Origin of the sequence: Ketobacter sp. GenoA1 (genome assembly GCF_003671475.1) — a bacterium.
Lineage (GTDB): Bacteria > Pseudomonadota > Gammaproteobacteria > Pseudomonadales > Ketobacteraceae > Ketobacter.
Map to the genome: position 1 here is coordinate 19,025 of NZ_RCHM01000043.1, position 22,538 is coordinate 41,562.

Here is a 22,538-nt window from a genome sequence, read left to right on the forward strand (position 1 = left end):
GTAATCTACCGGGATTCTAAAAACAGCATTTTCTCAGAATGCGCTTTAAAAGGGGGCACCATGCAACGTGCAGAAAAGGGATTCACTATCGTAGAGTTGATGATTACTCTGGTTATCGTCGCCATTATGATCGCATTCGCCACACCTTCGTTTATCGACATGATCGAAAAGAACAGGGTCCGCACCACCGGGGAAAACTTGTTAGAGCTATTACGAACATCACGATTAACTGCTGTCCAACAACGCAGCACCGTTGTGGTGTGTGGCAGCTCCAACCGTGAAACCTGTGATAATGACTGGCAATCTTCGATCATCACTGTCAAACCGGCTGAGAATGATGGGCAGGATCAAATTCTGGCCTCGATGAGCATCAGCGATAAAGTAACGATCAGTAAAACCAACAATGGCCCTATCAATACCAACATCGATTTTAACAGTAATGGATGGTCGCCCTTCGACAACACCATCATCACATTGTGCCCGGTGGATGGTAAGCAAAGAAACGCATATCAGGTTACATTGAGCGGCTCTGGTAAAACCAAAATACGCTCGAACACACAGGATGAAAATTGGTGCTGATGCAATAAAGGGCTTCAAAAGAAGCCCTTTATATTGTTTTGACGAAAGATTCCTTAGGATACTCGGCGCTTTCTGGACACACCCAAAGCAGCCAATCCCAGACCAAAAATGGCAATGCTCAAAGGCTCAGAGACCGCCTGAGGATCTCCTCCCACTACGTCGAGCTCCTCTACATCAATAGTGAAATTGATGTAGTCCAAAGACCATCCATCTGTTACATTGGCCATCACAAAATCCAGAGTCAGGACCTCTCCCATCAAAGCAGCGAACAAGTCACTGTTTACATTCACCGTTTCAGTCCAAACGTACTGAGCTGGTGCCGCATCTACAGATGAAGTTTGACTCTCCGGATTCGCGATGAAATAGTCATTCAATCGCAGTTCAGCGCCGGGCAACGCTCCATAAGCGGAATACTCAATTTGAATACTGTTGATAGTGGAGTAGCCACTCAAATCAATAGGAGACCAGGAAAAGCCCCCCTGACTCATGGAATCTTCAGAAAAAACAGATCCATCCCCCTGGGTAAGCTGAGCGTCCCCACTGGCCGATTCGGCAAACGAAAGCAAACCATAATTGTTGCCAACAAAGAACTCACCATTAAAGTTATCTTCCACACCGAAAGATTGCTCAATGACAATCGCATTGGCACTGTTTGCCAACCCTACGGCCACCAAAGCCAATGAACCCACCAAACTCTTTTTAACAAGAACCATAAAAAACCCCATCACTTCCTATTGCTGTGTTTAAAACAAACTCAAAAATTACACTATAAAATGAAAGCTCTCTTTTTGCCCAAAAAGGATGCAATTAGCAGACCTAAGTTCTTAACCTGCTGATTTTAAAAGAAGCCACTTGACTTACAGCACCATAAAAAAGAAAACCTGTAAATTAGTCCGACACTCCAATTCATTCGAGCTGCTTCCAGCGGGTCTTTCGAATCACATCCAACCTAAGGGGCGGACTACCACCAGAGCGCGTTCCAGCAAGAATGGCACCACCTGTGGATGCCGGAATGGTTTGATCCGGTTCACCATCACCATCATTGTCGATATTTTGTTCCGCCAACTCTGACACCAGCACCTGGATCGAGCCCGCAACATTCTGGCTTAAGCCTTGTTGCACACTCAATACCTGTCCATCGCCCGGTGTAAAACTATAGATTGCGGATGCCCCTTCCCCTATCTGACAGCTATCTACTGATGGCGCGACATCTGGCCTGTAGTAGGTGGAAAAAACCACCTGGCCGCCCACAATCAAAGGTGACCCCAGTAACTTTTCCGCACTGAATCCGCTGCCGCCCAACTCCAGACTATAACCGCGCACCCTGATATCGGTTGAAGCCGCTGTAATTGCTTCTTCGTTTTCTATTTTTGTCACTGGTTGCAGCAGACTGAGTTCACCATCAGCTGTGGTGGCCTCTTCAGTGATGACGGGTTGGTTAGACGTAAAAGGTTCATAATCCATCAAGTAGAAGAACTTTTCCTCCACAGAGGCGTCCAAGGGGTTAGAGCGCCAACCTGAACCAATCGCAAGCGCCATACAATAGCCTTGGGGGCACTGCATTTTGGCGACACTGGGAGGGTAAAAAAAGCGTCGATCAATTTCCTGTGTAACATTCGACGCACCGGCAACCCCCAGCTGTGCCACCACTGTATCGTTGGGATTACTGATCAGATCGCTCGCACCGGAATTAGCGTTATTGACATCGAATCGATGAATTTGTCCCCCCATGTCACCGACATAGAAAAAATCAAGCAACTCATCGCCATTCAGGTCAACGGTTTTCACCGTTGATGGAATACTGTATTGCAAAGCAGCTACCTGCGTATATGGAGCATCCTCGTTTTGGGCTGGCAGGGAGGAAGCCCACCACAATACATCCCCCGCCTGATAGATATCGCCTGTTTGCGCCACCTGAAAATCCTGGGCGGCGATTATATAGATTTGCGCCCCTTTGGCTGGCAGTGTTTCAGGACGGCCGCTGTCGTATACAGGATCGTATCCACCACCTATGATGAAAACACCAGCCGGCGTACCCGCATAATTAATAATAGCCAATTTTGGTTCAGACCAGGATTGGCCGTTATTGACGAACTCATTCACGCCGCCTTCAATAACCGCCTTCTCTTCGATGGTTTCACTATCGTGTACATTGGTGGCATCAAGAATATAATAATTCCGGCCACCGCGACGCATACCACCATAGAGAAACACGAAATCCTGAGAATTTTCATCAATGTTTCCATTACGATCAACATCCTGCCGCCACACAGTCCAGGTTGAATCCAACCCATATATCAAGTTGCCATCGGCTGCTGCAGGTTTGGTTGCTGCATACATACTTTCAACTGGAGAAGGGGTGTCGAACGCTTGGCGCTTTAACATGGCTTCCGGCATATAGGCTAAATGTTCTTCACCGGTTTCTGAGTCCAATGCGTATAGCTTGCCATCGTTGGTACTGATAAAAACCACATTCTCCAGGGTTGATAGTGGCTCCCCATTAGCATCACGGCTTTCATAGTTGACCAACACAGGAGAGGAATGCAGAGGAGCACCATACACATTGCGTAAGTCGTTATAATCACTGGCACGTTCATCAACCGGATTCTCAGGGCGCTGATCCGGATCGACATGCTGGCTAATCCGCAACCATTCATCATTCACATCCACGCCTAACAACCAGTCCAGAGAGGGCACCAGCGTTTCAGTCTCATAGACCGTGGACAAGCCGGCATCCGCCCCGGCATCGGCCAACAATCCGGAATAATCCGATAGCAAGACACTGCGTAAAGCATCTATTGGCTGTTGTGTATTCGCAGGATCATCCGGAACAAGCTGATACTGAACATCATCATAGTATACGAACAGCTTACGGCCGGATGGCTGCTCAATTTGACTGGCCGCACCGCCGATATGAGCAATATCACCATCTACGCTCACAATACTACTTGTATTGTAGTATGCAGGAACCACATCAGACCACTCACTCAGTACTCCGGAAACAAACACACCGTCTTCAATTGCATCTGTTGTTTTGCCGGAATTCGTGTAAATTCCCAGTTCACCCGAACGCTCCGCCTGGAAATAGTATTTTTTCAGATTACCGTACCAAAACGGTTTACTACTGGGGGTAAACATTGAGAAATAAAGCTCGTCCAAGTGGGTGAAACGATTCAGCTGATTTACACCCACCCCCCCGGAGGCAACTACAAAAGTGCCAGGTAGCACAACGTCATTATTAATTTCTCTAAATGCCTTGGTCAGCTCCTCCTTATCCCCCGCTGAGATAAACTTACCGCCGCCTGCGGCTGCCCAACTAGCCATACCGGACACAGTATCAACGGAGGCACCGCTCATGTCATAGGCAATAATATGGGTATTAACAACAGCGCTTTCCTGCACGCCATTGACCGTTTGCTGGTTTGCAGCCAATGCACCGGACATCAGGCTCAAACACCCCCAATAACTCTCGTAGGATAATCCAACCAGCTCATACTGGGAATAGAAGCTGGCAGAACATGCATCGTTATACTCGCCAATATCGCCAGTAACAAACTCATTGACCCTTGTACCCAAATCACCAATAACAAGATTACTGGCCTCATCGGTACAGCCAATATTGTCCCGTTCAAACTGGGTAAAGGCCGATCCTTTTTCACATTTGGATTCACCATCGGTCAAAAACACCAAGTGGTTGTTGGTAATGCCGCATTGAGGCCCGAGATCCACACCGGCGTAGCGGTAATCTCCCGAGTTACCGTTCAACCAAACGCTGCTATCACTTTGTGAAGAAGCCCTGGAGACAGCCTGCCCCCCGGTCAAATACTCCGCTACTTCCAGATAGCTCCCCACAAGCGGCGTGTAACCTTCCACCACCATTCCCCTGATTTCAGAGATCAATGCATTACGATTGGAAGCAGGATCATTGATGCTGCCCAATGCAGCAATGGGATGAGACACAATCGCGCCAGGCTCACCGTACTTCGCCAGGCCAACGTTAAAATTGTCTGGCCACAACATTTCCGCCTCGCCCACCGCTGGATCCAGAAACGACAGCAGCACCTCTTTCACAATACAAATCTTACGATCCGCATTCTGTATTGTTACTGAATAGCTGGGTTCCCTACGAGGCTCCACCAGATAGGTGTACTCGCCGGTACAGTCCCCGTCATAATAGGGCGGCGCTGTGGTATTGCCTTCCGGCGCGGCCATGGAGCCGGATGAATCCACCACCAGCATGATGCGGGTGGGTACCGGTTGAGAGCTGACATCGAACAGGTCAGTGTCATCAGCCTGCAACGTGCCAAGCGGGACAATCAACAGCACCAGCCATACCCATGGCATTATGTTTTTCGATATATGTGACGTTGGCATGCGCATAACGCTCCCTTCATTCCCCACCAAATTCCCGACCGCTTTGCGTCAGCCCCGACTCATCTGAGAACTGTCCCGCCGCAGGGCCCACCTTGCGCCATTCCTGATAGTTGGTAGCACTGAAAGGCATGGATGCCTGCACAAAACGCCCAGTTCCTACCGATACAAACTGATAATCCTTGAAATAATCAGCGTCTGAGCCCACCAAAATCTTCTTGGAATCAAACCGTGAGCTGGCCTGCGATATTAGTGCAGCCCGCTCGTCGATCACCTCACCTGCCCCGCAGGCCTCATCCTGCAATCCTGCACTCAGGGTGACGCAGTGTTCGGTTACTGCATTACCAGCATCAATCAGATCGTTAAGCATGACATTGTTACTGCGGGCTTCGGTGACAATAGCATTGATCGCTGTCTCTGCCCCGTGAAACGACATTTCCTCGGCCTGGGCATTGAACGCCATCATTTCCTGAAAAATACCGGACTTAAGGGCGGAAACACCCATCAGGGTAATCATCAACAAGATGATGAGTGCGATAAGAAGTGCAGCACCTTGTTGGTGTCCAGACGACGAATTGAGTCTCATTGCCCCCTCACTAAATTACGAATTGCGACGGTAGTGCCATACGTTCGATACAAGCGACCATCATCATAATTAATATTGGTGCCCTCATTGTCGGCACCCTGAACAAAAGTTTGATCCAAGATCTCAATTGCATCCGGGGCGATCGTTGTATCAAGGCTTACGACTTCGTCGCTGGCCAGCATGACGGCAAAACGGACACTGACGATTCGAACCTCACCGGTGGTTATGTCGCTTGCCAATGCCTTGGTGCGAGTCGCATTGGTATACAGATCAGCCAATCCGTAACCCTCACTATCCGGCCCATCAAAATCCAGCCCATATAGCACCTGAAACGCTTCGATGTTATCGAACAGCCCAAATCCCATGGTATTAACCGCACTCCACCCACCGGAAATATTCCCCAGTTCATCTTCCGTTTCATCATACTGGTAAGGCATGCACATCAACCGAATCCCATCTGCATCATCTGCGACAAAAAAGCGTTTGTACCCGGTAAACTCGTTTCCCACACAATCACGGCCCCCATTTACCTCAAACGCAATGGAGTCGAACTTGTCTCCATCGCCGATTTCTGCCGCCGCCGGTGTTACAGAAAAGCGACTGCCATCCAAAATAAAGGGGACAATGGGATCGTCTGCCCCCTGTCCGGCCTCCATCAGTGACCGACTGACATAATCGAATGCAAAGCGTCCATTGTCCTGAACTCCGGCGATGCCAAGCTGGAGATTCGAAGTTTGACGATTCACTAGAAATAATTGAGTCGCGGCAATGGTGAGTAGGCTACCAATAAGCAGCGCAACCATCAGCTCTACCAGCGACAATCCTGATTGCCGATTCATATCAACACCTAAAGTACTACTTCCAGCTGTACACAGTGAGCATCGGATTCACGCTCGCCGTTAGAAAAGCCGGACTGATCGCACTCGTCCAACTGAGTTTCACCCCACGCCACCGTCACACAGGTTACTGCCTGACAAGTAGCGACACTGATTTTTCCGTTCTGTAATACTTTGGCCGCGCTTGTGCGGACTTCGTAAACATCAAACTCCGCCATTGCCAGCGCATCACAGCCATCGTCGGCGGACGGCGTCGAGTTGGTCACCACACAGGATCCCGGATTACTAAGATTGGAGGTCCAGTTACTAGACTGGAGGTAAAATTGACGGGACTCATCGGTAAGATTGGACCTTGCACGTTCGATAAAGTCGTGAGCAACGGACATGGCCTGGCTTCGACTGTAGGTTTCTTCAACCTGCCTGACGGATTTCAACTGCAATGCAGCAAACCCCACCACGCCGATACCGAACACCAGTAGCGCCACCAAGACTTCTATCAACGAGACCCCCCTGGACAGAGTCGGCCCCTGAAATCGATTGCAATCCTGCATTGCGATGCTGCCCCCCGACAACACAAATCCAAACTACTTTTTATAATTACGCGAGAATGTTACCAATGCGCCGGCACCAGCCCAGACAAAATCGACGAACGGTAGAATTACTATCCCGGGAGATTTGAGTTGTTTAACAAATGAACTATAAGCACTGTTCTTCAGTCAGGCCTGTACTGGAAACCCAGCCACCTGTATTGCTATAGGTAAGGGTGCCACAGTCATCCTGTTCCTGGTCGCTGCCTGAGACCGGGGTCACCGTTATGGTATATCCCGTTACTTCTCCATCTGTTACTACGTCATCCACTTCATACTCATATTTCACTTCGGTCAAATCGAAACCCGCCAGATCCGCATCGGAAGAGGGATAGGTGAGGCGCTGGGTTCTGAATTGCTCCACCCGAGAAGCGATTTCAAGCGCCTTGCCAATGGCTGCTTTGCGGGCTGACTTACGGACATGATCGCTATAACTGGGATAGGCAAACACCGCCAGCACAGCAACAATTGCCACTACAATCAATAACTCTATAAGCGTGAAGCCGTTAAGGGATAGTTTGAATTTCCGCATAGCTGTCTCTGCACCTGACTATATCTGCACTTGGATAGTGCCATTACTCAAAGTGCGGATAGCATAACCAACTTGGGAGCCAGAACCAACCGGCAAAAAACGACAGAGCCACCGACGCTCTATACGCCGATGGCTCAATTGAAACATTGGAATGAAATCTACCAGCAATCCGCCGGGGCCTTAACCCCGGCATGGGTGAGGGTCAGTGCTGGACAGTCTGTATCATCAGCCTGTACACCCTGCGCTGTAGCTGTCAACGTAAAGCAAGAGTAATAGGTCGTACCACTGACTGTTCTATCGCAGGAAAGATTGGCCGATATATCATAGTAGCCCTCCGGCGAACTGGAGCCATCGGCATTGGTCACCAAGCGCGACACATCTCCTGTATAGCTGTTAGCCTCGGTGTAAATCCGTTCCTGGCGTGCCGCCGCTTCCTGCAAAGCCGAGCGCGCGTCAGCACGCCGGGTTTCCCGCAGATGTTTGGTATAGGAAGGCAGGGCAAATGCCGCGATGACACCGATGATCGCGATCGCGATCATCAGCTCAATCAGTGAAAACCCAAGTTGTCTTTTCATCATGTATTCACCAGCCGTTTATTAAAATGCAATATCAAAAATCTGGCGCCAGGATTGGCGTCTTAACGGTGGCGACCCAACCTGAATCTCAATAGCTTGCTCGACACCGGTAGAGCTTTTTATGATCTGCGCCGTTTTACTTCCGGTTCTAGGATCGTCCATTTCACCCAGCTTACCAGCTCCGACATCAATAGAAGCAAGAATTTCACCGGTAGAGCTATCTTTTTCAAGATAAACATCTTTAAACGCCGTACCCGTCATGTAGTTGACCAGATAAAGATTCGAATTACCTTCCGGATTACATTGGTCTGAGCTTGGAATGTATTCCGAAAAGATAATAGCATCCAGGAACGACACCGGTCGGGTATCAGAGCGACCACTTGGATCAGTGCCGTCATAAGTTAACTCTCGATACCAGCCACTATTGTTTTCTTGAATATACGCAGTTAATGCTGACGGTGTTTCTACACTAGCAGGCCCGCCGTCTACGCGATCAGGATCTGTATAGACACGCACATCGGTAATATCCAGCAAAGTGGAACCGGACACAGAACCGTATGAATAATTTCCATCGCTGTCGACAGGCTCTTTCACGCCGGCAAAATACTCTTGCTGAGTACTGGCGTTGTCAGCGGCGACCAGCAGGCGGCCTGTTCCAAAGTACACCCAGCGATTCCCATAGACATCCAGCTTACCTTCCGGTGCACCCAGCACAGATCGCTGAGCATTGAAAAGCGTATCAATGTCAGCACCAGACAGCCAACTGGCAGGCACATCACTGCGTAAGCGCATACGAGCCAACTGACCGTCTGAAGCCGAACTGGTACCCGTATTAACACCGAAGTAGACTGCATCGTCCACGAAGTCTCTATCCCAATCCACGGCAGCAAAATCTCCTAGGAATGCGTTGCTCTCCAGACTCACGGTCAGTGGTTCGCTGGACCAGTCAGTTGCCCATTCCTTTTCATTGAGATCATAGGCGTAAACGCGGGCGTCCTGATCGCTGGTAGCAGAATCCAAATCAGTAGGGCCAGAACCAAACACCAACACCCACCGATTGGTAATTGGTACCGTCCAACCATCATCCGGTGATGCAACGCGGTTTTTAATCAACGCGGGACGGCTTAATGTAAAACCGAGATCGGGATGGGTGAGTTCCGCAATCAATGTGGGTTCCACTTCAGGATTAGTCACATCAAATATAAGAACACTGGGGCGAATCACCACATCTTCAGCAGCTCCATCTTCGTCCTCATCCACCCGTACTGTGAACTCACCACCACCCATACGCATGTTCACTACCAGAATGGTTCCCCACCCATCGGGATGGTCTGCATCGCTTGGAAATATATTTACATCATACACTTGCGGTGACCCATCCAATAACGCCATATGACTATAGCCAGCATTGGCGACAAACTGCAGATGAGGTAGCACGGCTTTGGGCACGTATGCCCACAATTCCGCGCCCAATGGATGGGCGACAGAAGAATCTCCAGTCAATTGAGTAACATAACCTTTTTGGGCGTCATCCCAAAAACCTGAGTTAAAGGCATGCAGAACACCGTCATTACTACCGACGTAAACAACCTGCCTACGATTGAACTTCTCCCGCATGTACTGTCGATATGTAGAATCACCGTACAGGGTATAATAATTCTCAATAGGTCGACCTACGATCGCTGGAGTGGAGTGCACAATATCTGCCAAGCGCCACACCTCATCTGTGCCATCCTGATCAAAATCGATGGTTCGATTGCGTAAGCCCGTCACCTCCTGACCACGAATCCAGGCAATCACATCACTGCGTTCACTGTATGACAGATCGGGATCGCCAGTCTGTGAAGGTATATTATCATCCATGTAGCGCACATATTCTAACTGGTCAATCTGGATATCCGTGTCATAGAGATCACTTTCATAGCCTTCTTTTTCCGTCATTTTATCATCAATGTTGGCTACTGACTCGGCAATAGAATCCAGCGGATCCACATTGTTGTCGTTCACCACAACTGCAACAATATTGATCTGAGTTAGTAACGCGCTTATCGCTGAACGCAGATTCGTGGTTTCACTATTGGTGCTGTCAATAGCAGGGCCTCCGGCGATCAAAGCCTGCAATTGTGAATACAGACTATTGATCAAAGCAATCAGTGAATCACGAGTGGTATCATTGGCGGCCCCCAATGTACTCAATTGAGTAATCAGATCATTCAGGCTATCCACTGTTGACAGAATATCAGTGATCCAATCATTCACAGTTTCCAACTCAGCCAGAATATCGCTCAATCGAACAAGTTCTGTGTCAACGGCTTCCCGCGCAGTTACCGCTGAATCGTAGTCTGTTTGTTCACTGGCAACCACCAACGCAGCGGCGTCAAGCTCTGCCTGCTCTGTATCCCTGGCCGTTGTGGCATCAGCCACCGCCGTCGCGGCGTCGCTTTGCGCCGCAAGTGCAGTGTCGCGGTCGGTAGTCGCATTAGTTAACGCTGTTTCTGCTGTTGCTAATTCACTTTGCTGCAAAGCAACATCATCATTCGCAGCAGTGAGTGCTGCTTCACTAGCAGCCAATTCCGATTCCGCCGTGGCCAGGTTTGCCTGGGTAGTGGCAAGATTGGCTTCTGCTGTGGCCAGGTCTGCAGCCGCTAAATCATAATCGGCTTGAGCGTTGTCACGTACTGTGGTTGCAGAACTCAAGTCAGACTGAGCAGTAGTCAGTGTTGACTGCGCAGTAACAACACCGGCTTCGGCGTCCTGCCATTGCTGGAATTCAGACTGATACGTAGCTTCCGCCGCATCAAAGTCTGTCTGGGCTGCATCCAGATCGGCTTGCGCTGCGATCACAAATGGATTGTTAGTGTTGCCGCCGTAATCTGCCAACGTTTGATTATAGTTGGTCTGGGCTGCATCCAGATCGGCCTGTTCTTGATCTCTGACAACTTCAGCTGCATCTGACTCAGCCTGCTCAGATGCAGCAGTCGACAGGGCATCATTGTACGCAGTCTGTGCATTATCACGATCCGATACTGCGGTATTGTAGTCAACCGTAGCTTGAGTCAAAACGGTGTTAGCAGCATCTCGATCTGCCGTTTCAGTAGCAACTATCGATTGAGCATTGGCCACTGCCGTTTCCATCGTGGTTACCGTTGCTGCGGCACCGTCACGCTCGGATTGCGCCGCAGCCTGATCTGCCTGCGAGTCAATCAATGCCTGTTCAGCGGTGTCCCGACTGGCCTGCGCCGCCGTTAGCGCTGCTTCAGCATCAAGCACGTTCTGATCTGCCGTGGCTTTATCAGTATTGGCCTGATCCAATACCGCCTGGGCGGTTGCCAATTGAGCCTGCTCGTCAGTTAGTGCAGCCTGTGCCAGATTGAGCTCATCCAGCTCTGCTTGTTCCAATGCCAGGGCAGCAGCCAGATCTGCCTCTTCTACTGCGACCAGGCTGTCAACACTACTTTTGACTGATGCAGCTTCCTGTAATGCTGCATACACTGCATCGATAAGATCACCATCACCAACACCATCAATGGCGTCCGTTTGTATGATCAACGTACCCAAATTATTCAGCAAAGTGCTTAAGTCGTCTAACAGATATGGGTCGCCCGGGCTGCTTACGTCACCGTAGATTTCATCTTCCAGAGCATCGATCTGGCTGCGTAAAGTTGCTTCCTGATCCTCAAGATCTTCCAATCCAGACTGACTCACCTGCACAAAGTCAATAAGATTCTGTCCATCCACACTGGTATAAATCCGCCGCCCGCTTCCAGCGTTGACTGTATAAGAACGTTGAGTCAACACATCAGTAATGGATGCCAATTGATCACGGGCATTCCAAATGGAAGCAATATCCTCAATCTCAGAAGTAATGGCCGAACTGGAATCTACTTGCGACGGGTCCGTGGCACTGGTACTGAGCATACGACGCACAAGCGTTGTCTTTGTGGCATCATCGTATTCGAATTCCAGAATTCGATCTGTACTATAATCACCAAGCAATCCATCACCGTTTGTATCTTCACGGAAATAATTATTGTCATCCACAAAGATACTTTGCAGTGTGCCCACCCATTTAACCGTCTTTCCATCAAATACCTTTTCAGGTGTATACAAGGCCTGAATATCCGCCGACAACCCACTACCGCGGTTAGCGATAACAGCAGCACCCGTACCGGATGATGTTCTATTGATAATATCAGTGAATATCAGGTTGAGGGTATTGGATAGCTCATCAAGGTTAGAGGGAAAATAGGCGGCATCAGTACCGCCCGCATCAGCAATAGCATTCAGGTATTCGTCTCCACTGGGAAGCGAGAAACCAATTACATACGTTAATACCCCATCTGATGTTTCAGGGTCCCCATCTGGATCGGCTAATGCTTCGGCCTGGGCTACTACCATTGGCACAAAGTCAGCAACACGATCATTGCCAGCCTCACCATTGACGGCTACGGTAGGCAGGCCATCTGTTATCAGAATGGCAAAGTCTTTGCCTGAACACTGATTCTGCGGCCACACGGCATCAGTGGATGAAATACCAGGATCACGTAATGAACTCGGCAAAGTACCCTGAAAATATTCCAGCGCAGAGAGATAAGTGCCCTCCAATGGAGTACCACCGCCACTTGGAATACGCCCATTAGTGTAGTCTGAACTGCTAATATAGGTGTTGTTATCAAATTCAAACAAATCGTAAAAGCTATCTGCATCTGCTATAGGTTGGCTAACGATGCTCAACCCCAGGCGATCATCGAAATCCTGCAGCCTCTGCACCGTGGCCGTTGATGTATCATTGGGGTCAATACTGCCTATAGGGATATATAAATAACCTCGATTAATCTGGTAATTTGGGGAGCTACCAACGCTACGTGCAGACCAAATTTCTCCAATATCGCTCCAATCGCGACGATAATCAAAATTAGGCGCTGGCTCAAAGGTCATTAACCCCATATTAATTGACTCGGCGAAATCGTTCATCAACCGAGCTATGGCTTGACGAGCAATAACGGTTCTCGATTCCTTGTGATTTGCTCCCACATACACTGTAGGAGACCCGGTGTTGTCATCCATACTGCCGGAAGTGTCCAGCATTAACAGCACATTGGGTTTGTCGCTTAGCCCACCTGTACTGAGCAATGGCGGTACTGAATCATAATCTGACGCCAAGCCATCTGCATATGCGGAGCCAGACAGCAGCAGCACAATTATGCAAGCTACTTTACCAAACAATCCCGAAAACCGATTGTCTTTTCTCACTAGATCTATAGCAAGCAACTCAAGATCAGAACGAACGACTGCAGACGGCTTCTTGCTGTTTAATCTGTTTAAAGTTTCCATATTACATCACCTACTGTGTTCGCCTGCTTATTCCGTGATTTCCACGCTGAGCATCTTTCGGCTTTTGGTTTTAAAGGTAAAAACCGCTGTCGCATTCTGTTTCTTATACCAATCATCGATATCACGCTTATCCAGCAACGGCACCATCGGTGGCACATTTACAATTCCGATTTCGGTATTCAAAGTTCGCTCATCGAGACGCTGATAGACCACAAGTTCATTTGTATAAGTCGGAAGCAATCCCGCCTCACCTCTAGGCTCCGCAAATTCATCCACAGCCCATAGGTTGGCAGACACAAGAAAAAGAAGTGCAAACACCGACCTTGAGACAATCATTAAGCTTTTTGCCATATTCATAAAATAAACCTCTAGTTTGTCTTCTCGACCTTGTATGTGGATTGCAACATCACACGAGTTTCTGGATGGGTCCCATAAGCTAGGGCTGTAACTCGGTACATATATGCCAGGTCCGATGTCTGACTAGTTGGATCAATGGCAGTCAGACAAAGAAATTCAATCAAGTAACTTGGCTGAGCAACTGCTGGTATGTTTTGGGAGTAGGTTGCGGCATTGGATTCCCAGATAGCGGCATTCTGCCAAACCGGCGTTCCACTGGAATCCAGCTCGCAAAGTGAACCTTCTGACAAGTATTCACCCCGAAAACACAGGCCGTTATTGCAATTTTCTGTAAAACAAGTAGTGCCACTGCAGTTGTCACTGAGGTGTTCGATATTAAATCCTTCAGCGTAATCGTCTATCCAGTTCTCACCTTGCACCAATGCAGCTTCTGCCATTTCAAATGCTATGTCGTAGTCGCGCTGGCTGTTGGTCATCTTCTCTGTCATGGAGACTCCACTGATTGAGGCGATACCAACAATCGTTAGAATCAATAGGAGAACCAAGCTGATAAGAAGCACACTGCCTTTTTCATGTTTCATTATCAAACACCCCGATTACGCAGTTTAACTGTGACGGAAAACACACGTCGCACGTAGTTGTCCGTGGGAGTATGTGTAACCCCCATATATACAAAGGGTTGCGGTTCGCTGGCCAGCGGGGTTAGAGATCGCAACAATAAACTTACACGCGCAGTCACTACATCGTCTTCCCATTGGCTATTAGAGATTTGATCCGCATCGAGATAGCGATCAGGTATGGAGTCGTCACCTGAGGTATCGACTCCGTACTGAATCTGCATATTCTCAACACCCTGAACCAACTCCTCCGTCAAAGTACTAACACCACCAAGGTTTAAGCGACGCTGAAACAACGCGGGCACACCATTGGAAGCTATGTCAACATAGTATGCGTTGGCGACTGCTCGCATGACGAATGCATCATCCTTATATGTGTAAGCAGCACTTTGTTGAGAGCACGTTACTGGCAGCCCCAGCTTTTTGGTACAGTTACCTGGCGATGCAGAATTACCGGTATTGTGGTTAACCTTATTGCTCTGATTGCCTGTAAGCTGAAAGATGGCAGCATGGTGGCAGTCACTCACCACTACAACTGTACCTTGAGGAAAAGGGTGTTCGCCCTCAATATTGATGACGGCAGAATTCACCACATGGTCTTTGACCTGGAAGGAGTTATCAATATCTGCGCGATGTATAGTGAACACATCGGTTTCCGGTACCGTGTTTGGTAATGTCGCAGTTGAGGGGCGAGGAAATTCATCGGTAGGAAATCCAGGATCATCACCATCAAACCCATATAGCCCTTTATCAAAGCCAGTCACCCAATCATCACCATCATCATTCATTACGTTTGCTGTACTGCTGGCTCGTGACGCGCAACCAAAGTAGCCAGCCATACGAAGATCCTCGGCCAGAAACCCCACAGAAAACTGGGCATTTTCCTGAATCCACGCCATTTCTTCATTTAGGTTGTATGACTTCTTGGAGGATATGAACACCTGAATGGCACCGCCCATCAGAACCAGCCCAAGCACTAAAGCAATCATCAATTCAATGATGCTGAACCCCGCCTGCTGCAAAGGAAATGAAGACTTATTTATCCTATTCATATTTCGGTCCTCACTTGAACTTCGCGCAACGTTTCACCGCCAGCGCCGCCATCTAACGCCTGATCAATTCGGGAGTCTGTGAAGCGCACTGAAATAACATAAAATGGCCTAGGACCAGAGTTATCAACTGTGATTTCACCATCACCCAGCGGTAGATTACCCGCCAACGCTGTCTTCCATTCAGCCGTATCGTAACTTGCCATTTGAGTAGGGTTACATATGTTGCTGATACAGTCGTTCTGGGCAGTAACCTGCGTGCCATAATCCACCAAATAGCTGCCTTCGCTTCCCTTATTGGCTCGAATTCGGTCTGTCATTTCATAGGCCATCATCAGCGCATGAGAGGTGTAGATTGATTCCTGACTAAACTGTAGTGCCCGAGTTTGCATGGCAACCATACCCAGCACACCGATGGTCAGCACCAGCAATGACACCAGCACCTCAATCAGACCAACACCTTGTTGATTGCGAATGTTCGTAGTGGGAAGATGCATCAACATGAGAAATCCGTGCCTCCGTTATCTTCATGAATACCTGAACCGTCGGTATCAAGTGAACGACGGGTCAATCCGGTGGACAACAGGATGATGCCGCGCGCCAAACCGGCATCCCCTTCCGAATCGCATAATTTGAATGTACCGCTCTGATTGCTTAAACCACGCGCCGCAAAACTGATTGCATTACCCGCTCCAGAAAACGTCAGACTGTAACCGGCATTCACCGGATCGCCCACCCGGATCAACTCACTGGCATTCACCACGTCATCACCATTACCATCATGATAAATGATCCAACCATCCCCCCAGTTGCCGTTGCAGCTGGCTTGGTCTGAGCTGGCACAGAAGATCACCGTGTCATTACGCTTCACCGCTTCAATACGCGCCAGGCGTAAACCGGCATGAAATTCATTGATAGACGAGACCACACGATTGCTCGCCACCAGATCTCGAAACGATGGGATCCCGATACCTGCAACGATGGCAATCAATGCCACTGTGATCATGAGTTCAATTATGGTGAAACCTTGCTGACGCATGTCGCCCTTCCGCCTGTTTGGTTTTTAATCAATGTAAGCATAGGAGGCGTACGGGAACCTGCCGCTGAGCGGCGACTACCGGTAGTTTTTGGAGATCAATGGGATAGGTGTAGGTTGTTTTGTGAACTGATCCGCGGATTTAGGGAGCAGTGGTTCCAATTCCCTAATAACAAAAAGAGGGTTATAAAAACTGTTTTATAACAATCACTTAAAAACCTTATTAGGTTATCAAGTGATTGTCGCAGCCAGGCGCAACCGGTATCAGCGCAGCTCTTTGGGCATGGAAAATACGATGTTTTCCTCGCGCCCCACCAGTTCATCCGGTGTGGCGCCGCCCCATGCACGCAACTGATCCACCACCTGTGAAACAAGCTCTTCCGGCGCACTGGCGCCGGCCGTAACACCGATGGTTTTCACACCGCGTAGCCATTCCTCTTGCAGTTGCGCCGGCTCATCCACCAGAAACGCTTTGGCACCACAACGTTCAGCCAGCTCCCGAAGGCGGTTGGAGTTGGAACTGTTGGGTGACCCCACCACGAACACCACCTGAGTCTCCAGGGCCAGGGTTTTTACCGCATCCTGACGGTTCTGGGTGGCATAGCAGATGTCATCCTTGCGTGGCCCCTGGATGGCGGGAAAATGTTGCCGCAGGGCATCGATGATGGCAGAGGTATCATCCACTGACAGAGTGGTCTGGGTCACGTACGCCAATTTATCGGGATGGTTAACCCTGAGTTTGGCCACATCCTGAACCGTTTCCACCAAATAAATGTTACCGCCATGGGAAACATCGTACTGCCCCATGGTGCCTTCCACTTCAGGGTGCCCTTCATGGCCGATCAGCACACATTCCATACCATCGCGGGAATACTTCATGACTTCCATATGCACTTTCGTCACCAGCGGACAAGTGGCATCGAACACTTTCAGGCCCCGGTCCGCCGCTTCATGCTGTACCTGCTTGGACACACCGTGGGCACTGAATATTACAATGGCATCGTCCGGCACTTCATGGAGTTCATCCACGAACACGGCACCTCGATCCCGCAAGCCATCCACCACATACTTGTTATGCACCACTTCATGCCGCACATAGATGGGCGCACCAAAGACATCCAACGCCCGATTCACAATGGCAATGGCCCGGTCCACTCCGGCACAAAAGCCTCTTGGGTTTGCCATTTTGATTTCCATCATATGCCTCTTTGCAGCGACTACTGCTGGTTGTTTCGTATTGACGCTTGATTCGAACTCTGCAAGCTGACTGCCTGGGACTGCGCGTCCACGACGTTGATGATTTCCACCTGAAAAGTCAGGTCCTTGCCGGCCAGGGGGTGATTGAAGTCCACCTCTACCAGATCCTCAGCAACACTTTTGATTACGCCCGGCAGCTCAGCCTTACTTTTATCGGCAAAAGACACCACCACACCCGGTTCCAGGGTCATGTCACCACTGAACAGGCCCCGGCGCATGCGCTGGATATTGTCGGGGTTGTAGGGGCCGAACGCATTGGCAGCCTCTAACAGCACCGAACGTTTGTCACCGGCTTTCAAACCGAAAATACTCTGCTCAAAGCCGGGCAGCAAATTGCCATCCCCCACCGTGAATGTGGCAGGAGCCCGGTCTTTGGTGGAATCCACCACGGCACCATCCAGCAACAATACCGAAAAATGCAGGGTCACTCGTTTGCCCGGGCCAATGCGTAATTCATTCATTTAGCAGATCCCGGTTTCCAGAACATCTCAATAATCATCATCGCCGCACCGACGGTTATGGCACTGTCGGCCACATTAAACGCCGGAAAATGCGCTCCCTGCCAATGGAAATCCAAAAAATCCACCACGTGGCCGTAGGCAACCCGGTCATACAGATTGCCCAGCGCTCCCCCCAAAATCAGGGCGATGGACGCCGCCGACCACCAATCGTTTTTCGGCAGTTTGCGTAACCAGATAACCAGCATGATGCTGACCACCACGGCAATACCGGTAAAGAACCAACGCTGCCAACCACCGGCACCCGCCAGGAAGCTGAACGCTGCCCCCTCATTATAGGCCAGCGTCAGATTGAAAAAAGGCAAAATTTCCAGCCGCTCGTATTTTTCAAAACTGCCGTCCACCGCCAGCTTGGTAATCTGGTCAATGATCACCACCACGGTGGTGAGCCATAACCACTTCAACATGCCGGTGGCTGATTCTGCTTTGTCTTTAACGCTTTCTGTCATGGTGGTCACTGATTGTATCAACCCTGTTTCATTAACAAAGATGCCTGCAGTTTAACAGTAATCCCGTGGCTCTCCATCCCCGCCCACATTGTCAACACAACGTAAACACAGCTCAGGATGATCGCTGTTGGCGCCCACGTCTTCACGCAGGTGCCAGCAACGCACGCATTTTTGATGCTCGCTCTTTTTCACTTCTACCCGCAAGCCATCCACCTCGGTGATATCACCACCCTGATTCCACTGGTGCACGCGCACTGCGCTGGTGATCATGGCGAAACGCAGCTCATCACCCAGGCGATCCAGATCCTGTTTCAGATCCTCGCTGCAATGGATGTCCACTTCCGCCTCCAGGCTGCCGCCAACAACACCCTGCTTGCGGGCATCCTCCAGCTGCTTGTTCACCGCCGTTTTAACGCCTTGAATGGTCTGCCAGAAATCCGCATTCATGGGCTCACCGGCCGGCAGCTCAAACAAGCCTTCATACCAGGTTTCCAGATGCACGGATTCACTGCGCTCACCGGGCATAAACTGCCACAGCTCATCGGCCGTAAAGCTGAGAATAGGCGCTATCCAGCGCACCAGTGCCTCGGCAATGTGGTACAACGCGGTTTGCGCCGAGCGGCGGGCCACACTGTCTTTCTGGCAGGTGTACTGTCGATCCTTGATCACATCCAGGTAGAACCCACCCAGATCCACAACGCAATAGTTATGCAGTTTCTGGTAAATGGAATGGAAGGAATACTCGTTGTAGTTATCGATGATTTCCTGCTGTAATCTGGCAGCACGATGCACTGCCCAGCGATCCAGTGCCAGCATGTCCTGCGCTGCAACCCCATGCGCTTTGGGATCAAAGCCGTTGAGATTGGATAACAGGAAACGGGCCGTGTTGCGGATGCGGCGATAGGAATCCGCCGTACGCTTGAGGATTTCATCAGACACCGTCATCTCACCACGGTAGTCGGTGGCCGCCACCCACAAGCGGATAATATCGGCGCCCAGTGACTTCATCACTTTTTGAGGCGACACCACATTACCTAAGGATTTGGACATTTTCTTGCCCTGGGCATCGACGGTAAATCCGTGGGTCAGCACGGTTTTGTAGGGTGCTTCGCCCCGAATGGCCAAACTGGTTTTCAATGAGGACTGGAACCAGCCACGATGCTGGTCTGAGCCTTCCAGATACAGGTCTGCGGGCACACGCAGGTTGTGCCGCTGCTCCAACACGGAATAGTGCGTCACACCGGAATCAAACCACACATCCAGGGTGTCGGTCACTTTGTCATAACTGGCCGCATCATCCCCCAACAGCTCAGTCGTATCCAGATCAAACCAGGCATCCATGCCCTGGGCTTCTACTTTTTTCGCCACCGCCTCAATCAACTGAGCGGTATTGGGATGCAGTTCGGAAGTGTCTTTATGCACAAACAGGGCAATGGGAACACCCCAGGTACGCTGTCGTGAAATACACCAGTCCGGGCTTTGTTCCAACATGCCTTCAATCCGGGCCTTACCCCACTCCGGCAACCACTCCACTTTATTGGCGGCTTTCCTGCAGGCATCCAGCAAGCCGTTCTGGTTCATACTGATAAACCATTGCGGTGTGGCCCGATAGATCAAAGGCGTCTTGGTACGCCAGCAATGGGGATAGCTGTGGGTCATTTTCGCCTGCTGCAGCAGAGCATGATTGCTTTCCAGCAACTGCAGAATTCTCGGCTCCACTTTGTAGACATGTTCTCCGGCCACCAGAGGTGTTGCGTCGCCGTAGGTACCATCAGCGCCCACATAGTTAAGGGTATTGATGCCGTATTTCAAACCCACGTTAAAATCATCGAGGCCGTGATCGGGGGCGATGTGGACTGCGCCGGTACCGGCATCGGTGGTCACGTGATCCCCCATTACAATGGGCACCTCACGCTGAATAAAGGGATGCTTCAATTGCAGGTTTTCAAGCTCGGCACCGTGCGCCGTGCCCATCACTTCGAAAGTGTCCACGCCATAGCGCTTACATACGGCGTCTACCAGGTCGCTGGCCAGCACGATCAGCTCATCACCGCTGCCCGCATTCAGCTTCACCAGGCTGTATTCCAGATCCCGCGCCAGCGCCACCGCCTGGTTGGCCGGCAAAGTCCAGGGCGTGGTGGTCCAGATCACAACGGAAACCGGTAACGATGCAGAACCGATTCCGAATTTTCCGACCAAGGCATCCCCATCCAGGGGCGCAAATCGCACATCAACCTGGGTGGAGGTTTTATCCTGATATTCCACTTCGGCTTCCGCCAACGCAGAACCACCCACCACGCTCCAATAGACAGGCTTGAAACCTTTCACCAGGTGGCCGTTTTCCGCAATACGGCCCAGCGCCCGGATGATGTCAGCCTCGGTTTTGAAGTCCATAGTGAGATAGGGATTATCCCAGTCTCCCAGCACCCCCAGGCGGATAAAATCCTCACGCTGGCCATTGACCTGTTTCATGGCGTAGTCGCGGCATTTTTTGCGAAATTCCGAATAAGGAACCTTGACCCCGGCCTTGCCGATTTTCTTTTCCACATTGTGTTCGATGGGCAGGCCATGACAATCCCACCCCGGCACATAGGGCACATCAAAACCACTCAGGCGCTTGGCGCGCATAATGGTGTCCTTCAGGATTTTATTCACCGCATGGCCAATATGAATATCGCCATTCGCGTATGGCGGGCCATCGTGCAGAATGAACTGAGGCCGCCCGGCAGTGATGGCCTGCACCTGATGATACAGATCCATTTGCTGCCAGCGTTTAAGCAGCTCAGGCTCACGCTGAGCCAGGTTGCCGCGCATGGGAAAAGCGGTATCCGGTAAATTCAATGTCGCTTTGTAATCGGCCATGAAATTCAATTGCCCTTTGCTTTTGGTTTCGCAAAAAAATGTTTTGCTGTTTCAATATCCTGGTGGATGGCCTTGGTAAGTGCATCCAGCCCGTCGAATTTTTTCTCATCGCGGATTTTATGGCGGAACATCACTCGCAGGTGCTTACCATACAGATCGCCCTTAAAATCCAGCAGGTGCACTTCCAGGCGCACCTGTTCACCACCCAGTGTGGGTCGGGTGCCCAGATTGGCCACCCCCTGCTGCACATCACCCAGGCCCCGCACCTCCACCGCAAAGACACCGGTAACCGGCGTTCGCACCCGCTTGGGCAGCAGGTTGGCGGTGGGCACACCGATGGTGCGTCCTAATTTTTGCCCGTGTATCACACGGCCCGACATAAAGAACGGGCGACACAACATCACCGAGGCAGAATCAAAATCGCTGCTCTCAAGACATTCTCTGACCCGGGTACTGCTGACCCGTTCCCCATGCCATTCGAAGGTGTGAGTGTTTTCCACACTGAAGCCGTTTGCCGCGCCCATCTTCTGTAAAAAACGGAAATCACCGGCCCGGTCATTGCCAAAACGGAAGTCATCCCCCACCACCAGATGCTGCACCCCCATTCCCTGAATGAGGATGTTTTCACAAAACTCCCGCGCCGACTGACTGCAGAATCGCTGATCGAATTTTACGCAAAGCACCCGATCCAAACCCAGCTCTGCCAGGATTTCCACCTTTTCACGAAAGGTCATCAAACGGGCCGGGGCATCTTCCGGGGCAAAGAATTCTCGGGGTTGGGGTTCAAACACCATCACCGCAGACGGTACAGCCAGCGTCTTGGCCTTGGCGGTCACTTGACGGATGATGGCACGATGCCCGAGGTGAATCCCGTCAAAGTTACCGATGGTCGCCACACACCCCCGGTGGCGGGCCCGTAAATTGTGTACCCCGCGAATCAGCTCCATAACCCTGCCAATATGCCAAAAAGGCGAGCATTATAGCGGACTTGGA

19 protein-coding genes are annotated in these 22,538 nt (G+C 50.4%); 1 reads left to right on the forward strand and 18 read right to left on the reverse strand.

Going from position 1 to position 22,538, the window contains the following annotated elements:
- Positions 1 to 60 precede the first annotated feature (60 nt).
- Complete coding sequence (locus tag D9N13_RS18665; protein WP_290593159.1) at positions 61 to 579, forward strand: GspH/FimT family pseudopilin; 519 nt, start codon at positions 61 to 63, stop codon at positions 577 to 579.
- 53 nt (positions 580 to 632) lie between these two features.
- On the opposite strand, the gene D9N13_RS18670 is transcribed toward D9N13_RS18665, so the two are convergent.
- From D9N13_RS18670 to ribF, 18 genes are all read right to left on the reverse strand, one after another.
- On the reverse strand, positions 633 to 1,292 hold the full coding sequence (locus D9N13_RS18670; protein WP_290593161.1) for a PEP-CTERM sorting domain-containing protein: 660 nt from the start codon (positions 1,290 to 1,292) through the stop codon (positions 633 to 635).
- A 193-nt stretch (positions 1,293 to 1,485) separates the two neighbouring features.
- Positions 1,486 to 4,959, reverse strand: coding sequence for a pilus assembly protein (locus tag D9N13_RS18675; RefSeq protein WP_290593163.1), 3,474 nt, complete (start codon positions 4,957 to 4,959; stop codon positions 1,486 to 1,488).
- Between the two features lie 10 nt (positions 4,960 to 4,969).
- A complete protein-coding gene (locus D9N13_RS18680) occupies positions 4,970 to 5,455 on the reverse strand; it encodes a hypothetical protein (RefSeq protein ID WP_290593165.1) in 486 nt (161 codons plus the stop codon).
- Positions 5,456 to 5,532: 77 nt separating this feature from the next.
- The gene (locus D9N13_RS18685) at positions 5,533 to 6,375 is read right to left on the reverse strand and encodes a PilW family protein (protein ID WP_290593166.1); all 843 of its coding nucleotides are present in this window, start codon (positions 6,373 to 6,375) and stop codon (positions 5,533 to 5,535) included.
- A gap of 8 nt (positions 6,376 to 6,383) precedes the next feature.
- The gene (gene pilV, locus D9N13_RS18690; protein WP_290593168.1) at positions 6,384 to 6,923 is read right to left on the reverse strand and encodes a type IV pilus modification protein PilV; all 540 of its coding nucleotides are present in this window, start codon (positions 6,921 to 6,923) and stop codon (positions 6,384 to 6,386) included.
- 145 nt (positions 6,924 to 7,068) lie between these two features.
- Positions 7,069 to 7,491: a type IV pilin protein gene (locus D9N13_RS18695; RefSeq protein WP_290593170.1), complete on the reverse strand. Its 423-nt coding sequence runs from the start codon at positions 7,489 to 7,491 to the stop codon at positions 7,069 to 7,071.
- A 158-nt stretch (positions 7,492 to 7,649) separates the two neighbouring features.
- Positions 7,650 to 8,069, reverse strand: a complete 420-nt coding sequence (locus D9N13_RS18700) for a type IV pilin protein (protein ID WP_290593172.1) — start codon at positions 8,067 to 8,069, stop codon at positions 7,650 to 7,652.
- Between the two features lie 18 nt (positions 8,070 to 8,087).
- The gene (locus tag D9N13_RS18705; RefSeq protein WP_290593174.1) at positions 8,088 to 13,400 is read right to left on the reverse strand and encodes a hypothetical protein; all 5,313 of its coding nucleotides are present in this window, start codon (positions 13,398 to 13,400) and stop codon (positions 8,088 to 8,090) included.
- A 27-nt stretch (positions 13,401 to 13,427) separates the two neighbouring features.
- Complete coding sequence (locus tag D9N13_RS18710) at positions 13,428 to 13,757, reverse strand: hypothetical protein (RefSeq protein ID WP_290593176.1); 330 nt, start codon at positions 13,755 to 13,757, stop codon at positions 13,428 to 13,430.
- Between the two features lie 11 nt (positions 13,758 to 13,768).
- The gene (locus D9N13_RS18715; protein WP_290593178.1) at positions 13,769 to 14,338 is read right to left on the reverse strand and encodes a pilus assembly protein; all 570 of its coding nucleotides are present in this window, start codon (positions 14,336 to 14,338) and stop codon (positions 13,769 to 13,771) included.
- Between the two features lie 2 nt (positions 14,339 to 14,340).
- Positions 14,341 to 15,426, reverse strand: coding sequence for a PilW family protein (locus tag D9N13_RS18720; protein WP_290593179.1), 1,086 nt, complete (start codon positions 15,424 to 15,426; stop codon positions 14,341 to 14,343).
- On the reverse strand, positions 15,423 to 15,926 hold the full coding sequence (gene pilV / locus D9N13_RS18725) for a type IV pilus modification protein PilV (RefSeq protein ID WP_290593181.1): 504 nt from the start codon (positions 15,924 to 15,926) through the stop codon (positions 15,423 to 15,425). Before pilV (D9N13_RS18725) ends, D9N13_RS18720 begins: the two co-directional genes overlap by 4 nt.
- Positions 15,920 to 16,462 (reverse strand): GspH/FimT family pseudopilin, encoded by a 543-nt coding sequence (locus D9N13_RS18730; RefSeq protein ID WP_290593182.1) that lies wholly within the window; start codon positions 16,460 to 16,462, stop codon positions 15,920 to 15,922. The genes pilV (D9N13_RS18725) and D9N13_RS18730 overlap by 7 nt, the downstream gene beginning before the upstream one ends.
- A 261-nt stretch (positions 16,463 to 16,723) precedes the next feature.
- On the reverse strand, positions 16,724 to 17,656 hold the full coding sequence (ispH, locus tag D9N13_RS18735; protein ID WP_290593385.1) for a 4-hydroxy-3-methylbut-2-enyl diphosphate reductase: 933 nt from the start codon (positions 17,654 to 17,656) through the stop codon (positions 16,724 to 16,726).
- 20 nt (positions 17,657 to 17,676) lie between these two features.
- Positions 17,677 to 18,177: a peptidylprolyl isomerase gene (locus D9N13_RS18740; protein ID WP_290593183.1), complete on the reverse strand. Its 501-nt coding sequence runs from the start codon at positions 18,175 to 18,177 to the stop codon at positions 17,677 to 17,679.
- The gene (lspA, locus tag D9N13_RS18745; RefSeq protein WP_290593185.1) at positions 18,174 to 18,683 is read right to left on the reverse strand and encodes a signal peptidase II; all 510 of its coding nucleotides are present in this window, start codon (positions 18,681 to 18,683) and stop codon (positions 18,174 to 18,176) included. Before lspA ends, D9N13_RS18740 begins: the two co-directional genes overlap by 4 nt.
- 51 nt (positions 18,684 to 18,734) lie before the next feature.
- Positions 18,735 to 21,545: an isoleucine--tRNA ligase gene (gene ileS / locus D9N13_RS18750; RefSeq protein WP_290593187.1), complete on the reverse strand. Its 2,811-nt coding sequence runs from the start codon at positions 21,543 to 21,545 to the stop codon at positions 18,735 to 18,737.
- 5 nt (positions 21,546 to 21,550) lie between these two features.
- Positions 21,551 to 22,492 carry a bifunctional riboflavin kinase/FAD synthetase gene (gene ribF, locus D9N13_RS18755; RefSeq protein ID WP_290593189.1) on the reverse strand — a complete coding sequence of 314 codons (942 nt, stop codon included), beginning with the start codon at positions 22,490 to 22,492 and terminating at the stop codon, positions 21,551 to 21,553.
- Positions 22,493 to 22,538: the final 46 nt, after the last annotated feature.

Bases quoted from the DNA above. Each gene is read 5' to 3' on its own strand.
- D9N13_RS18665 (WP_290593159.1), top strand. From the start codon at position 61: ATGCAACGTGCAGAAAAGGGATTCACTATCGTAGAGTTGATGATTACT.
- D9N13_RS18670 (WP_290593161.1), bottom strand. From the start codon at position 1,292: ATGGTTCTTGTTAAAAAGAGTTTGGTGGGTTCATTGGCTTTGGTGGCC.
- D9N13_RS18675 (WP_290593163.1), bottom strand. From the start codon at position 4,959: ATGCGCATGCCAACGTCACATATATCGAAAAACATAATGCCATGGGTA.
- D9N13_RS18680 (WP_290593165.1), bottom strand. From the start codon at position 5,455: ATGGGTGTTTCCGCCCTTAAGTCCGGTATTTTTCAGGAAATGATGGCG.
- D9N13_RS18685 (WP_290593166.1), bottom strand. From the start codon at position 6,375: ATGAATCGGCAATCAGGATTGTCGCTGGTAGAGCTGATGGTTGCGCTG.
- pilV (WP_290593168.1), bottom strand. From the start codon at position 6,923: ATGCAGGATTGCAATCGATTTCAGGGGCCGACTCTGTCCAGGGGGGTC.
- D9N13_RS18695 (WP_290593170.1), bottom strand. From the start codon at position 7,491: ATGCGGAAATTCAAACTATCCCTTAACGGCTTCACGCTTATAGAGTTA.
- D9N13_RS18700 (WP_290593172.1), bottom strand. From the start codon at position 8,069: ATGATGAAAAGACAACTTGGGTTTTCACTGATTGAGCTGATGATCGCG.
- D9N13_RS18705 (WP_290593174.1), bottom strand. From the start codon at position 13,400: ATGGAAACTTTAAACAGATTAAACAGCAAGAAGCCGTCTGCAGTCGTT.
- D9N13_RS18710 (WP_290593176.1), bottom strand. From the start codon at position 13,757: ATGAATATGGCAAAAAGCTTAATGATTGTCTCAAGGTCGGTGTTTGCA.
- D9N13_RS18715 (WP_290593178.1), bottom strand. From the start codon at position 14,338: ATGAAACATGAAAAAGGCAGTGTGCTTCTTATCAGCTTGGTTCTCCTA.
- D9N13_RS18720 (WP_290593179.1), bottom strand. From the start codon at position 15,426: ATGAATAGGATAAATAAGTCTTCATTTCCTTTGCAGCAGGCGGGGTTC.
- pilV (WP_290593181.1), bottom strand. From the start codon at position 15,926: ATGTTGATGCATCTTCCCACTACGAACATTCGCAATCAACAAGGTGTT.
- D9N13_RS18730 (WP_290593182.1), bottom strand. From the start codon at position 16,462: ATGCGTCAGCAAGGTTTCACCATAATTGAACTCATGATCACAGTGGCA.
- ispH (WP_290593385.1), bottom strand. From the start codon at position 17,656: ATGGAAATCAAAATGGCAAACCCAAGAGGCTTTTGTGCCGGAGTGGAC.
- D9N13_RS18740 (WP_290593183.1), bottom strand. From the start codon at position 18,177: ATGAATGAATTACGCATTGGCCCGGGCAAACGAGTGACCCTGCATTTT.
- lspA (WP_290593185.1), bottom strand. From the start codon at position 18,683: ATGACAGAAAGCGTTAAAGACAAAGCAGAATCAGCCACCGGCATGTTG.
- ileS (WP_290593187.1), bottom strand. From the start codon at position 21,545: ATGGCCGATTACAAAGCGACATTGAATTTACCGGATACCGCTTTTCCC.
- ribF (WP_290593189.1), bottom strand. From the start codon at position 22,492: ATGGAGCTGATTCGCGGGGTACACAATTTACGGGCCCGCCACCGGGGG.